This is a genomic window from Dictyobacter kobayashii, assembly GCF_003967555.1.
Taxonomy (GTDB): domain Bacteria; phylum Chloroflexota; class Ktedonobacteria; order Ktedonobacterales; family Ktedonobacteraceae; genus Dictyobacter; species Dictyobacter kobayashii.
The window spans coordinates 567,343-582,074 of sequence record NZ_BIFS01000001.1 but is presented as its reverse complement, the minus strand read 5'-3'; the positions used below and the strand labels follow the sequence as shown (position 1 = coordinate 582,074).

The 14,732-nt window shown below is 44.5% G+C and carries 12 protein-coding genes and 2 pseudogenes; 9 read left to right on the top strand and 5 right to left on the bottom strand.

The genetic code is table 11. The features are described from left to right. Positions 1-2: 2 nt before the first annotated feature. Both EL645_RS02525 and EL645_RS02520 read left to right on the top strand, forming a co-directional pair. On the top strand, positions 3-1,175 hold the full coding sequence (locus EL645_RS02525; RefSeq protein ID WP_126548581.1) for a methyltransferase domain-containing protein: 1,173 nt from the start codon (positions 3-5) through the stop codon (positions 1,173-1,175). Positions 1,176-1,663: 488 nt separating this feature from the next. After that, positions 1,664-2,593, top strand: coding sequence for an argonaute/piwi family protein (locus tag EL645_RS02520; protein WP_136625155.1), 930 nt, complete (start codon positions 1,664-1,666; stop codon positions 2,591-2,593). Positions 2,594-2,625: 32 nt separating this feature from the next. Here EL645_RS02520 and EL645_RS42275 read toward each other — a convergent pair. Beyond that, a pseudogene (locus tag EL645_RS42275) lies at positions 2,626-2,670 on the bottom strand (hypothetical protein); the annotation flags it as partial. A gap of 285 nt (positions 2,671-2,955) precedes the next feature. On the opposite strand from EL645_RS42275, the gene EL645_RS02510 reads away from it, so the two are divergent. Together EL645_RS02510 and EL645_RS02505 are read left to right on the top strand one after the other, a co-directional pair. After that, on the top strand, positions 2,956-3,201 hold the full coding sequence (locus EL645_RS02510; protein ID WP_126548579.1) for a transposase: 246 nt from the start codon (positions 2,956-2,958) through the stop codon (positions 3,199-3,201). 12 nt (positions 3,202-3,213) lie between these two features. Beyond that, positions 3,214-4,185, top strand: a complete 972-nt coding sequence (locus tag EL645_RS02505; RefSeq protein ID WP_126548578.1) for an IS701 family transposase — start codon at positions 3,214-3,216, stop codon at positions 4,183-4,185. A 288-nt stretch (positions 4,186-4,473) separates the two neighbouring features. Here the strand turns inward: EL645_RS02505 and EL645_RS45225 are convergent, their stop codons facing one another. After that, positions 4,474-4,944 carry a D-sedoheptulose-7-phosphate isomerase gene (locus tag EL645_RS45225; RefSeq protein ID WP_371865715.1) on the bottom strand — a complete coding sequence of 157 codons (471 nt, stop codon included), beginning with the start codon at positions 4,942-4,944 and terminating at the stop codon, positions 4,474-4,476. 62 nt (positions 4,945-5,006) lie between these two features. Here EL645_RS45225 and tnpC point away from each other — a divergent pair, with 62 nt between their 5' ends. After that, positions 5,007-6,494, top strand: coding sequence for an IS66 family transposase (tnpC, locus tag EL645_RS02495; protein WP_126548577.1), 1,488 nt, complete (start codon positions 5,007-5,009; stop codon positions 6,492-6,494). A 500-nt stretch (positions 6,495-6,994) separates the two neighbouring features. Here the strand turns inward: tnpC and EL645_RS02490 are convergent, their stop codons facing one another. The 3 genes from EL645_RS02490 to cysC form a co-directional block, all read right to left on the bottom strand. Next, positions 6,995-7,804 (bottom strand): sulfite exporter TauE/SafE family protein, encoded by an 810-nt coding sequence (locus EL645_RS02490; protein ID WP_161977052.1) that lies wholly within the window; start codon positions 7,802-7,804, stop codon positions 6,995-6,997. 145 nt (positions 7,805-7,949) lie between these two features. Continuing rightward, a complete protein-coding gene (gene sat / locus EL645_RS02485) occupies positions 7,950-9,116 on the bottom strand; it encodes a sulfate adenylyltransferase (protein ID WP_126548575.1) in 1,167 nt (388 codons plus the stop codon). A 247-nt stretch (positions 9,117-9,363) separates the two neighbouring features. Beyond that, a complete protein-coding gene (cysC, locus tag EL645_RS02480; RefSeq protein ID WP_126548574.1) occupies positions 9,364-9,924 on the bottom strand; it encodes an adenylyl-sulfate kinase in 561 nt (186 codons plus the stop codon). Between the two features lie 604 nt (positions 9,925-10,528). Between cysC and rfbB the strand changes: the two are divergent. The 4 genes and pseudogenes from rfbB to EL645_RS02460 all read left to right on the top strand — a co-directional run bounded on the left by rfbB (position 10,529) and on the right by EL645_RS02460 (position 14,718). Further along, positions 10,529-11,502: pseudogene (gene rfbB, locus EL645_RS45220) on the top strand (dTDP-glucose 4,6-dehydratase). A gap of 620 nt (positions 11,503-12,122) precedes the next feature. Beyond that, complete coding sequence (locus tag EL645_RS02470; RefSeq protein ID WP_126548573.1) at positions 12,123-13,103, top strand: ABC transporter ATP-binding protein; 981 nt, start codon at positions 12,123-12,125, stop codon at positions 13,101-13,103. Further along, positions 13,096-13,896 (top strand): ABC transporter permease, encoded by an 801-nt coding sequence (locus EL645_RS02465; RefSeq protein WP_161977051.1) that lies wholly within the window; start codon positions 13,096-13,098, stop codon positions 13,894-13,896. Before EL645_RS02470 ends, EL645_RS02465 begins: the two co-directional genes overlap by 8 nt. A gap of 30 nt (positions 13,897-13,926) precedes the next feature. Then, positions 13,927-14,718 carry an ABC transporter permease gene (locus tag EL645_RS02460; protein WP_126548571.1) on the top strand — a complete coding sequence of 264 codons (792 nt, stop codon included), beginning with the start codon at positions 13,927-13,929 and terminating at the stop codon, positions 14,716-14,718. Positions 14,719-14,732 lie beyond the last annotated feature (14 nt).

Sequence of the window (14,732 nt, the reverse complement as noted above, 5' to 3'; positions counted from 1 at the left end):
ATATGGTGGTACAGAAACAACAGATAAACCCATATAACGATCATCTCGTACAGAAGATTGCTCAATTCATCGAACATGAGCCTATTCTTCGCGCATTTGTACTGGCTCCCAGGCATCTGTTTGTGCATGAGTTTTTCCTGCCAGCGAATGCTCCGGGTCAGTTGCCTCAGTGGCGGCGTGTTTCGCCGCAGCTCGTTTCTGAAGACGAATGGTTACAGCAGGTCTATACAAATCAACCACTTATTACAAGAATCGCTGAAGATGGGTACGCGTCATCATCCTCATCGAAGCCATCCATTATGGCATTGATGCTGCAAGTGCTTCAGGTGAGTCCAGGCCAGCGTGTTCTCGAAATTGGCACTGGTACCGGCTGGAATGCTGCATTGCTTTCTAATTTGGCCGAGAATGCTGCCCTGGTGACAACCATTGATATCGATCCTTCTTTGATCGCTGAGGCTGAATCACGGATTACGAGTGTTGTTGGGCCTGGAATGACCATTGTTACCGGAGATGGCCGTGAAGGCTACCAACCTAACGCTCCATTTGATCGCATTATTGCGACTGGAAGTTATCCATACATTCCTTTCGCCTGGTTGGATCAACTCGGGCCTGGAGGGAGGTTGGTGATGAACTGCAAAACTCCGTATGTATCTATGATGCTTCTTGCCTGCCGCGATAGTGTAACTGGCGAGATCAATGGGAATATTCTTGATACTGTCCAGGGGGAGTTTATGCAACTGCACGATGGCACCGGGATCGTACATAATCCTGGCCGCAAAATATATCCCGCCAATAAAATGGATCCTGTAATTGATTCAGATTGGGATCAGGATCGTTGGCCATTCGATCTCATCACGAATGCTCACTTTCAATTCTTCCTCTGGTTGCACTTTCCCCAGATGCACGCGCATTTGATCACGCGAAAAGACAAGTCATCAGCCTTCTATTATCTGCATGACAAACAGACAGACTGGAAGATACAGTTTAATTTTGTTGGCCACAATGATATCCGTGGCAGCCAGCCTTTATGGAGGGAATTGCAAGACATCCTTGAGTATTATCGTGCCCTAGATTATCCTGTGCGCGAGGCATTTACATTTGGCGCTGACCAATACCAACAATATTTTATGTATGCTGATGCACGTTGGAATATTGCTTGTCGAGGAGGCAGATAATAGGAGCTCTCTACAAAAATGTTATGAGCGTTTCCTGATCTTTGTACGTTTAGGATTGGCTGATGAGACGGTAATTTTGTGAACGAGCACAAGGAGTAAGCAACCAGCCAATTTGTGGTTCGCCTAAAATAAACGCCCGTTACCTGAGATGGGTAGGGGCTTTTTCTATTTCTGGTAGATTGCGACGATGAGCGAGTTGAGCGCAGCGTTGCCGACATTGGCCGCAAATATGAGCTGCCAGCCTTCTCGCGCCATCTCAGCACAATCTTTCTCGAAATGAATGTGGGGCGCGCTTGCCACCCCATGATGATAGAACTTAGTCGCCTGCTGCGTTGGCTGTCCAGGTATTGCCTGGACGTTGAGTTGTTCTTTATTATGTTATCCTTGCTCTCCCTGATGATCTTTTGGTTCATTGTGCAACTGTCGATTATATAGAAGATAAACGAGATGTCCACCGAGATTTTCGCCGAGCACTCAAAGCAGAGGCAATGCGCCATCGTTTGACAACACAAATCATTCGACAGCGCACTTATGATGCTGTGCCAGGTATTAAGGATATCGACCATAAATCACGTGTTGCCTGGAACCTGTTTTCTGGCATGTATTTTAAAGGTGGCGGTATTCCTTGGAGTCCAAAGGGGTTAATGCCAGGAACTTGTTATGTTGGGATTAGTTTTTACCGTCCTCTTGGTTCTGCTTCTACTATGTGTGCCAGCGTCGCCCAAGCATTTAATGAATATGGTGATGGCATGGTATTGAGAGGACAAGATTTCCCCTGGGATACTAGAACTCAGGGGAAATCACCACATCTAGATAGTAATCAGGCTAAATTATTGATCGATCTTGTCCTTAAGCAGTATAAAGAAACGATGAAAAATTTACCGCAGCGTGTCGTTGTACATAAGTCTTCTCATTTTTGGTCTCCGGAGGAAGAAGGTTTTCAGGATGCACTTAGGAGTGTGTCCCGTTATGATCTTGTCTCGATACGTCCAACAAATCGTATTCGTTTGTTTCGCGAAGGTCAATATCCACCATTGCGTGGAACCGCTTTTACGATTGATGATGTGCGATATCTTTATACAACAGGTTTTATTCCATCATTAAAAACGTATCCACATGGTCATGTGCCCTCACCATTGCAAATTTCTGACTATATTGGAGATACTTCCCTTACTACTATTCAGGAGGAGATCCTACTTTTAACTAAAATGAATTGGGACACAACTGCATTTGCAGATGTTCGGCCTATTACCCTTCGTTTTTCACAACTTGTCGGCGATATTATGCATGAGATCCCCATAGGCCGTGAACCTCTTCCTCAGTTGACTTCTCAGGCGCTCTCGCAATTGCGTATGCATCTGTTCCCATATACCCGTCTTCCGCCAGATGTGAAAATAGCTCCAATCGTCGACCAATGAGAAAATTCATAAGGAAGCATGCGCCATTGACACCTGCTACGCAATATATAATAGATGCCATTCATCACTTCACGCATATTGGTCGTTCTGTTCCGCTCACCTGGCTTGGCAAGTGGAATGAGCGGTTCCAGAATATTTCACTCATCATCGTTGGTATCACACGGATAGAGTCGCTTTCTCCTTATTTTGCACCTTTATCGCTAAAAATTCCTTTTGTCTGCTGTCTTCTCCGCTCATTCTATCACTTTTTGTCTGGCTCCCCAGGTCTTTCCACACATCTTCTAGTATTACAACCGTAGTTAGTCTTCCTCGTGGAAAAGAGAGAGGAGAAAAAAGGACTGAGCAACGAAGGAGGCATCCAGATGAGACTGGAAGCATTGGATCAGTGGCAGGAAGCGTTTGAACAGTTTCATGCTCGTTTTGCTGACTTGTTTGAGCGGACTGAGTCCCGTGAACAAGCCAAGAAATACCTGCGCGGCTTGCTGGCCAATGTGGGATGCAAGAACAGTTGGCAACTGGCCGAGGTGGTCGGGCAAGGCATCCCCGACCGCATGCAGCGCTTGCTCTATCGCGTCCCCTGGGATGCTGAAGCAGCGCGGGATCGCTGAGAGCAGTTTGTCATCGAGCGCTTTGGGGATGAGGAAGGCATCGGGGTGGTGGATGAGACCAGTTTCCCCAAGAAAGGTAACAAGTCCGCCGGAGTCGCCAAACAGTATTGTGGGGCGATGGGCAAACTGGAGAACTGTCAGGTGAGCACGGTGCTCTCGTATGTGGGCCGGGGGAACCATGTCTTTCTTGACCGCCGTCTCTACTTGCCAGAAGAAGAGTGGACCTGGGATCAAGACCGTCGAGCCGAGGCAATGGTGCCAGAGTCGGTGCGATTTGAAACCAAGCCAGAACAGGCCATCATCATGTTTCGGCATGCTCGGGAACAGGGGGTGCCGATGTGCTGGGTGACGGGTGATGAAGTCTATGGGGACTCACCCCGCTTACGCGAAACGATCCAGGCTGCTGGACGCTTTTACGTCCTGGCAGTGGCAGCCAACACCCGTGTCTGGAAAGAGCTGCCGGCCATTCAGGAGCCAAAGGAGCAGACGGGAGGCCGGCCCCGACGCGCGCGGCGTCTGGCAGAAGGCTCGCCCCAATCTCAAATGGTGTCCGAGATTGTGGCAGCCTGGCCCCGAAAGATGTGGCAACGCCTCTCGGTGATGGAAGGGGAAAAGGGCTCGATCACCTATGACTGGGCCTGCCAGCCAGTCGTGGAAAGCCGAGATCAGCTTCCTGGACCCGATATCTGGTTGCTGGCTCGTTGCTCGATCAGCACACCCGATGAACTGGCCTATTATCTGTGCTATGCTCCCCCGGCAACGGCGCTGCGGGTGCTCATCTGGATGGCCTCAAGCCGCTATACGGTGGAACAATGTATCAAGGAAGCCAAAGGCGAGACCGGGTTGAATGAGTATGAAGTGCGGTTCTGGCACAGTTGGCACCGGCATATCACGCTCTCGATGATGGCCCATGCCTGGCTGGCGAGCATTCGGGCCGCTGAGCGAGAAAAAAAAGCCCGGCCAGCGAGGAACTCGCCGAACTGACCGTCCCAGAAGTGCGGCGGTTGTTGGAGATCGCGCTGCCTTTACCGAAAGGTTCTGCTGAACTTCGGCTGGCCTGGTCAAGGTGGCGGCGACGCAAACGGCTGTGGGCCCGTCAGACTCATTCCCGTCGCCATGCGTATTCTGCCAGAACACCTGGATCAGGAATCGTTCTCCCTAAATAACTACGGTTGTAATACTAGGTAGGTCGCCCACTCATCCGTGATGAACAAGATGGCAAACAAAGCCTTCAGCAGACTCGAACCTGTTGAAGGAGGTGATATAAAAAAACTAAGATGACCTATAGTTGCATAATAGATTCTTCGGCGCCCTCTGAATAACCTGTTTCATATGCCTCGTAATAATATGTGAAAAAATAAGATGAGCATCTTCTTCTTGTTCAATGTTAGAACCGGGAGCTAGTACATAAGCATCTACAATATCTTTCATTTTTCCACCATTTGCTCCTAGTAATCCTATTGTATATGCATCATTCTCTTTTGCAAATTTAAGCGCATTTATAACATTTAAAGAATTACCACTGGTACTAATACCAATTACTACATCATTAACCCCTAAAAAATTTTTAAGTTGCTCTGAAAATATATACTCATAGGCAACATCATTACTCCAGGCTGTTATTAATGGAACATGATCTGTTAATGAGATAGCTTTTAAACGTGGCTTATCGGGTGCATATGTGTTTTTTGTGAGATCAAGGGCTAGATGAGAGGCTGTTGCTGCACTTCCACCATTTCCAATAACAAAAATGGTAACTACTCAGTACCTTGAGAAAAGCTGGACAAAGCTGATAAACTAAGAGCATGACAGAAGAAGAAGTGAGAAATCTTCAGAAAGCCTACCGAGAGCTCAAAGAGCAAGCAGAGGCATTCAAAGAGCAAGCAGAGCAGAAAGATCGCAGGATCGAAGAGCTCGAAGGATTGCTCATAGGTGCCTTGTTGCGCATTGAAGAGCTTGAACGGCGATTGGGAAAAGATAGTCATAATAGTAGTAAACCTCCTTCCAGTGATGGATTGGGTCGCAAACCTGGCAAACAGCGGCGCAAAAGCGGCAAGACTTCCGGTGGACAAGCCGGTCACCACGGTCATACCCTGATGCAAGCATTGACTCCTGATAGCGTCGTGCTTCATCGTCCAACGCACTGTGAAGCATGTCAGTACCCTCTTGAGCAGGAGGCAGCTATCACCAACGAACGCCGTCAAGTCCACGATCTGCCCACGTGGCGTTTGCTGGTCGAGGAGCATTGCCGACAAGCAATCTGCTGCCCCTATTGCCAGCATGTGACGCAGGCGTCTTTTCCGGCAGGCGTCGATGCTGCTGTCCAGTATGGCCCGCAGGTCCAAGCCTTGGCGGTCTATCTTTCCCACTTTCAACTGGTGCCACTGCAACGCACCTGTGAAGCTCTTGCTGATCTGTGCGGGTGTCAGTTGTCCGAAGGCACGCTGGTCCGTTGGATTGCTCAGGCAGCCAAGACCCTTGAGTCGAGCATCGAGCGGATCAAAACCTTACTGCTGGCCAGCCCCTTGCAACATGCTGACGAAACGGGGATGCGTGTCAAAGGCATCTTGCATTGGATGCATCTCAATGCGACTCCCTGGCTCACCCTGTACTCCTGGCATCGCAAACGAGGGCATCAGGCTCTGGAGCAGATTGGGATCTGGCCACACTATCAGGGCCGCTCCATGCATGATCGCTGGTCCAGCTATGATCGCTACCTCTGTACCCATAGCCTCTGCGGAGCCCACCTGCTACGCGACTGCCTGTATGTCGCCGAACAGGAGAAGCAGCCTTGGGGACAAGCCATGTTCGATCTGTTGCTGGCGATGAAGCAAGCCGCTGATCGCTGGCGCCTCCAAGGAGCGAGCGCCGTCCCCACCCCCGAACGGGAGCAGTGGCTTGCCCAGTATTTTGCCATTCTGGCCGCTGGCTTTGCCACGCATGCCGCTCAAGCCCCTCCCCCAGGAAGTCTGCAGCCCAAACGACAAGGACGCAAAAAACAGGAAGCCTCCAAGAATCTGCTCGATGCGCTCTTAAAGCGAGCTGATCAAGTGTTGGGTTTTCTGGAGGACCTGTCTGTGCCTTTTACCAACAATCTCGCCGAACGAGATTTACGCATGGTGAAAGTGCAGCAAAAGATTTCCGGAACCTTCCGCAGTGACGATGGAGCTACGGCTTTTTGCATCATTCGCAGCTATCTTTCAACCATGCGCAAGCAGGGGCGCTCAATGCTTGCTGCCATTGCTGCGGTTTTTGCTGGTTCTCCTTTCCCCATTGCATGGGCTACTGAGTAGTTACCAAAAATGTGTTGGTTTTGGTTATATGCACGCTCCAATATATGTAAAATTGTCTGAATTTGTGGATGCGATATACTTTTTATCATTTGATTCAATTCTTCCAAGTATCTTGTAATTGTTTCCATTAGTTTTTCCTCTTTTCATGAACAAAAGATAACTACAGTCAATAGGTATAGTGATTGCTTAGTACAGGATCTCGATCTACTCTTCAATGCACGCAACACTCCTACTTGTGCATACACGAATGCATTAATAGCCACGTGGTGCTCAGCATAGTACGAAACCTGATTGAAGCAGTCTTAACTCACAGAAATAACCACGTTAGTTTTTCTATTTTTGGCTCTGTAACCAATGAGGAACAATCCCGTATATAAATCTATGATTCTGATTCTTTCTATGAACAAGATCGCACACCTTGTTTATTACTAAGCATTATTTAATTGGGAGTGCATTTTACTGTGTGCTAGGCATTCCCAATCTGCATGTAGGTGGACGTATTAAATTAATTTTAAACCTGAAAGTCCTAATATAACAGCTAGTACGGGATTGAGATATTTGTTAGGAATGTATTTGCTAGAAATGCTACCAATCAAAACACCAGGTAGCGAACCAAGCAATAGCAAACAAACGATGGTCCAGTTGATTTCACCAGAGGCGAAATATCCAACAAAACCAGCTAATAGTAATAAAAATGCTTGAAAAATATCCGTTCCTATCAACTCTCTTGATGGCATCCTAGGGTAAAGGAATGCAATCGCGGCAACGATTAACGTACCACTACCAACGGAAGTGAGACCAACCATAAGACCAACAACTGCTCCTACAAGGATCGTTGCCATCGGGCGCTTCCATATACGCCTGTGTTCTGACCCTTGAGCACCTGTCTTTTGCCTGATTTTCGCTTGCTGTCTGTGCTCTATCCAAAGCATAAGAGTGGGTTTGAAAAGAAGTAATACAGCCACAAAGACAAGCACGAAGCCGATTAAATGTACAATAATGCTATTGATCAGTGAAGCATACTGCTTATGTGTATATTGGACTAATAGCACACTGATTAGTGTTGCAGGAATACTACCACAGGCTAACCAGAAGACAATAGAAAAGTTTACTTGCTTGTGCTGTATATATACAATGGAGCCAAAAGCCTTTGTAACGGTTGAATAAGTGATATCAGACGCAACTGCCCATACTGGAGGGATACGAAACAGAATGATAAGGATTGGAGCAAGTAATGAACCACCGCCCATTCCTGTTAGACCAATGAGAAAACCTACTAACAATCCAGCAAAACTTATATGATAGTCCAAGAATCCCTCCTGATATATCTGGAACAAGTGCATATTGCACAAATTTTATATTTGGTTGAATGGGAACCTGAAACGGCCCCGCATGACTTTTGCTGACTTGATCGATTGGTAGATCTTCATGAGAGTCACACCAAACGTCTAACTATTATGCCTGTTGCTGCATAGCTTCAATAAGTACTTTCGCAACTTGGGGGCGTGTGAACTCAGAGGGGGGGATGATACCAGACTGGAGCATTTGCCGCACTCGAGTTCCGCTGAGTGTCACATGAGCATCACTCCCGTGAGGGCAAGTTTTGGCGGAGGCCATACCTTCACATTGACGACAATAAAAAGTGTGATCGAAGAACAATGGTGTAATGCCAAGTTTCTGAGGATCGAATTCGGCAAAAATCTTATGAGCATCATAAGTGCCATAGTAGTTACCAACACCGGCATGATCACGTCCAACGATAAAGTGCGAGCAGCCATAGTTTTTACGCATAAGTGCGTGGAAGATTGCCTCACGTGGACCGGCATAACGCATTGCTGCAGGTAAAACACCCAGAATTGCGCGATCAGCTGGGTAATAGTTATTGAGAAGAACTTCGTAGCAACGCATACGTACCTCGGCCGGGATGTCATCACTTTTAGTCGCACCGATCAGAGGGTGCAGGTAGAGCCCGTCAACCATCTCTAGGGCACACTTCTGAATGTATTCATGAGCACGATGGACAGGATTACGCGTCTGAAAACCGACAATACGCTTCCAGCCGCGTCGTGCAAAGATTTGGCGAGTCTGTGTAGGCGTGTAACGATACTGTTGGAACATCTGCGGCTGAAGTTCGACAACACGGACAGGACCCCCCAAGAGAACTTCTCCCTGCTGGTAGACAACCGCGACGCCTGGGTGTGCATCGTCTTCTGTGCGGTAGACTTGGCGGGCTTCATCATGTTTATTATACATATATTTTTCTTCGAGTGTCAGAACAGCATAGAGTTCACCTTTATCATTGACAAGTGCAATACGCTCACCTTCAGTTAATGTTGCTGCTTGCTCTCTGGTGACAGGAAGGGTAATAGGAATTGACCAAGGGAGGCCGTTGTCCAGATGCATCGTATTAATGACGCTGAGATAGTCATCCCGTTTGAGAAAACCTTGTAGCGGACTGTATGCGCCATTAGCCAGTTGTTCGAGATCAGCGAGTTGGCGTGGACCAATAATAATACGTGGTAATTCTGAGACCTGTTCTTGTAATTCTTGTAATTCTGCCTCGCTAGCTAGATTAATCATAAGTTTTCCACCCTGAGGCGTGATTAAACCATCTGTTGTCATAAGAGTCTCCTATAATTCTGCTTGCATTTATAATTCTGCACGTAGTGCTATGTGTTATCCCGTAGCTTGTCCTTTTTTATTCGTACAAGAGAGGGATGTTGGGACATAGCCTTGCCCAAACATAGATGCGAGAATTATACTTCCTGTTCACATATACTGAGAAAAGGCCTGTGAATACTCCGACCTCTATTGAGAAACGAAAACTAAACAGTAGACATTGCCACTTGTTGACTAGGGAAACAATTTATTATATGCTGAGAGATTCTTCCAAATAGCTTGGATCAAGGTACTTCATCTCGACTAGCTTGCTCAGAACACGTGTAACGCTTTCATCTAATGTCTCTTTAAAGGTCTCGACAATCAGATCCGGATTTTCTGGCTCCTCATAGGGATCATCCACGCCGGTAAAGCCCCGGATCTTGCCCTCGTCAACCAACTTATAGAGGCCTTTTACATCACGTTTCCGGCAAACGTCGATAGGACATTTCACATAGATTTCGACAAAGTTTCCAATCTCCTGGCGTGCCCAAGCGCGAGCTTCACGATAAGGTGCGATGGCTGCCGAGATACAGATCACACCATTACGAGTAAGCAAATTACAAACGAAGGCGATACGTTTAATATTGATATCACGATCCTCGCGGCTGAAGCCAAGGCCCTTACTCAGATGAGTACGCACGATATCGCCATCTAGGATCTCTACATTGCGTCCATGCTGTTGCAGACATTTCTCGATCCCACCTGCCAGCGTACTCTTACCTGCACCAGAGAGGCCGGTAAACCAGAGAGTAAAACCAGTGTTTGTCATGTTTCTTCTTTATCCTTCCCTCTTATTTTTTCACTGGATAGTAAATATTCAAAATGAACGTTGATAAAGGATATTTACGAACCAAATACTAAACTCAAGGTAAAGTTAAACTACTTTACCTTTTTATAAGGCAATCTATGTTTAATAACGATATAGAATAATTTTGGAAATTATTCTATATAAGAGACAACTCCGACTATAGATAGGTAGCTCTATTTATGTTTGTTGAAACTCTCTTTACCCTCATAAAGGGTGTAAATTATGGTATTGCATTGGTCGAGTTAAAATTGAGAAAAACGTCACATATAACTCCTGACGCACAAGCACTTAAATGCATACATGTAATTGACTTGCATATATACATTCGAATATTGACTTAGTATGCTAATATCATTATAACACATTTTAGACAATTTTAAACCAACTGAAAGATTTGTTGGTGATATTGAATCATTTCGATTTAGATATAACAAATTTTGGAGCTAGAGAAACTATTTCGAAAAGATCATTAGCTGATCTAAAATGTGCTATGTGCAACACTCTTATAGAATTTATTTACAAACTGACCTGGCTATTTGAGATTTTTCTGAAAGGATACTACCAGATGAAACATATTCTTGTTACCGGCGGGGCCGGATTTATTGGTTCACATTTTGTACGCTATATGCTGGAAAAGTATCCTGATTATGCAATTAATATGCTTGATAAACTAACCTACGCTGGAAATTTATCTAACCTATCCGATGTACAAGAGTGCTATGGACCATTAGAACGCTATCACTTCTTCCAGGGTGATATATGTGATCCTACATCTGTTAAAGAAGCGATGCAGGGCTGCGAGTATGTACTCAATTTTGCCGCAGAAAGCCATGTGGATCGCTCACTTGAGCATCCTGGGCATTTTATTATGACAGATGTCTATGGAACTTATGTCCTACTTGAACAAGCCCGAAAAGAACACATAGAAAGGTTTGTGCAAATTTCCACTGACGAAGTGTATGGGGAAATACTCTCAGGCAATGCTGGAGAAGATGCTAACGTGATACCTAGGAGTCCCTACAGTGCCAGTAAAGCAGGTGGAGAGTTCATCGCACAAGCTTATTTTGTAACCTATGGGTTGCCCGTTATTATCACACGTGGTAGTAACAACTTTGGTCCATTTCAACATCCGAGAAGTTTATTCCGCTTCTCATAACAAATGCTAAAGAAGATCGCTTACTCCCGATTTATGGTAACGGTCGGCAAATACGCGATTGGATCTATGTTTTGGATCACTGTCGGGGAATCGATGTTGCTCTCCATCAGGGTAAAGTAGGAGAAATATATAACATTGGAGGTGATAATGAATATCAAAATATTAAGATTGCCCAGCTCATTCTTGATTTGCTCGGTAAATCGTCATCACTAATCCGTTTTGTTACGGACAGACCAGGGCATGATCGACGTTACGCACTCAACACGACTAAAATACGACAACTCGGTTGGCAGCCACAATTTAGCTTTGAAGCTTCCCTTGCAGAGACAGTAAGGTGGTATATGCAATATGAATCATGGTGGAAGCCGCTGAAAGATGTATAGCCTCTACCAGCATTTCTTCTATAAGCGCAAAAATTTTGAAAACGCTTTGGTTTGTGTTGATAGTTTTTTTGCAGGAAAACACAGCATTTCTTAAAAGCGTATTTATGAACGAGGAAGATCAAGTAGGATCTCAAGTAATAGTTCAGCTATTACTCATCCCAATTATGCAGACTAGTTAAAAATTTCATCTTGAAAATCTCATTATCACCAATCGCTAAGAATCTCATCGTTAAGCCCACGAGATAAAAACAAACAAGTCAGAAAAGATGAGAACTATTCTTTGAGGGAAAGGAACAGTTGTTAAGGGATAAATAAAAAATGAGCGACGAATTTTCCTCATACTAATACAAAATCCATGCTTTACAATTACAAAAATATTATTCCCCAAACAAACTTTTTGAGCTACTATTGATTGCGTCGAGACTAATATAATAGTTGGGAAGTTTCTTAGCTCAAGCCTCATTTATGTATTTTTTTCTTTAAAAAGGTACCTGCAAGGATCAAAATAAAATGGTTTCCCAATAATAGCGAGAAGTAGCTTAAGTTGACATCTAAATATAATTGTGTTATATAACTATTATTGCATTTAGTATTAACATCGCAACTTTACGTGGGTGAATATGTCAATTACAGTTAATAAGTTAGCAAAATATTATCGCTCGTACCATCGAAATGTTGGCATTCGAGCTTCAATGAAGAGCTTATTTCATCGGGAATATGAGATGGTGCAGGCAGTGAAGGGCGTCTCATTTCATATTGAACAGGGAGAAATCGTTGGTTTTTTAGGACCCAATGGCGCAGGTAAGACAACAACGTTAAAATGTTTATCAGGACTTTTGCACCCCACATCGGGTACCTCCCGGGTTCTAGGTTTCACTCCTTATAAACGCGAAAAGGAGTTTTTGAGACAGATAACCTTTGTAATGGGGCAACGTAACCAATTGCTTTGGGATTTGCCTGCCATGGAAACATTTTTGGTCAATAAGGCTATTTATGATATTCCAGAAAAACAGTTCAAGAGAACCCTGGATGAACTTGTAACGTTGCTCCATTTAGAACCATTGCTTGGCCGGCAAGTACGTAGATTAAGCCTTGGTGAGAGAATGAAATGTGAGATTGCCGGCGCACTCCTGCATCAGCCTCAAGTGCTCTTTTTAGATGAGCCAACAATTGGCCTTGATGTGACAGCTCAGGCAACTATTCGTAGTTTTATTCAATCCTATAATCGCGATCACAGCGTAATTGTATTGCTTACCAGCCACTATATGGCTGATATAACCGCGCTTACACAACGTGTTCTTGTGATTGAACATGGCACACTCATGTATGATGGTGATTTGCAAGAATTGGTAACGCAGACTGCACCATATAAATTACTACGATTAACGTTGGAACGCTACGTCGATAAATCGGAACTTTTGAGTATTGGAGAGCTGGAAAAACTGGATGGATTGGAAGCAATTATACGGGTGCAGCGACAAAACACAGCGCAAATGGCTGCTCAGGTACTCGAACATTTACCAGTAGCAGACATTATGATTGAAGAGCCTCCAATTGAGCAGATCATTCGCGATGTCTTTCATGGAGAAAATCATGTCTAAATTTGTCAAATTGTATAGAGGTCTGGCGAGAGCTTCGTTTGCTAGTGCCATGACCTATCGCGCACATATGCTGCTATGGATACTTTCTTCAATCTCACCGTTAGTAATGATGGCTGTCTGGTTAACTATCGTAAGCGAGGCAGGCCCCGTTGCGGGCTGGAATCGCAGTGATTTCATTATCTATTACGTTGGCTTGATGGTGATCGACCGATTAACTGTCGCATATCAGATTATATTGCAATGGGATCAAGATATCCGTTCTGGTGAATTATCTGCAAAACTGCTGAAGCCTGTGGATCCTTTTCATTATCATTTATGTGAACAAATAGGCTGGAAAGGATTGTTTCTGCTAGTGATTATTCCTGTTGTCATAATACTTCAATTGACACCTTTACGAAATCACTTACCAGATATAAATCATTTGGCAGTTTTCGTGATCAGTGTAATTGCAGGTTTTTTACTGAGCGTTGTAATGAACTCTGCATTTGCGATGATTTCATTTTGGTCTACCCAAAGCCTGAATCTCTACTCATTTTGGTATGGTATTGGACAGTTTTTCTCTGGATTTGTTGCACCGTTAGCACTACTTCCCTTGCAAGTACGCAATCTGGCGTACTTCTTACCTTTTCGGAGTATTATCAGTCTCCCAATTGAGATCTTGCAAAATAAAATTGCCTGGCCTAATATTGGCATTGGTATGGGAGTAACACTGTTCTGGATCGTATTCTTCTGGTGCCTTTACCGTTGGGCATGGAGAACTGGTGTGAAACATTATGAAGCAGTTGGCGCTTAAGGGCCCTAGTGTTTGTTACTAGGAAAACAGATGAAGATTTATTTGCGGCTACTCAGAATCTTTTATACAAATGCTTTGATGAGCGAATTCGAATATCGGCTTAATTTTTGGTCGAATATCGGAATGAGTTTCTTTTGGTTAATAGTATCCATCTTTAGTATCAATATTTTTTTTCTACATACACAGACAATTGCAGGGTGGAACTATTATAATTTACTGGTTGTATTAGGTTTGTTCTTTGCCATGAATGGCTATCAACAAATGGTTTTGCAGCCCAATCTCTCTCGCTTATCAGAATATGTACGCTTAGGAACATTTGACTATGTCCTTACAAAACCAGTTAATAGCCAATTTTTTATCAGCTTACGTAATATTGGCATTAATAATGTGAGCGATCCTCTTTTTGGGATAGGCTTGATTATATATGGTCTATATCAATCACACAACACCCCGAACTTACTACAGGTCTTATTCTTTATTTTGCTCATGATTTCTGCCATGATAATTTTATATAGTCTGAACTTAATAATCCATATTCCAACCTTCTGGCTCGTCAATTTAGATCAGATCGATATTTTGACCACGCGGTTGTTAGAAACCGCCCGTTTTCCTCTAGCTTTTTACCAGAATCCCTTGTTACGCAATTTGCTGACTTTCGTGATACCAGTTGCTTTCATGACAACCTTTCCTGCTCAAGCCCTTCTTGGCCGATCAGATTGGCCAGTTGTATTAGGAGCAGTGCTTTTAGCAAGTACTTTATTCACCTTATCTGCTGCTTTCTGGCGCTTTGCCTTAATTTACTATAGTGGCGCAAGCAGTTAGTATTCAAATTTCCA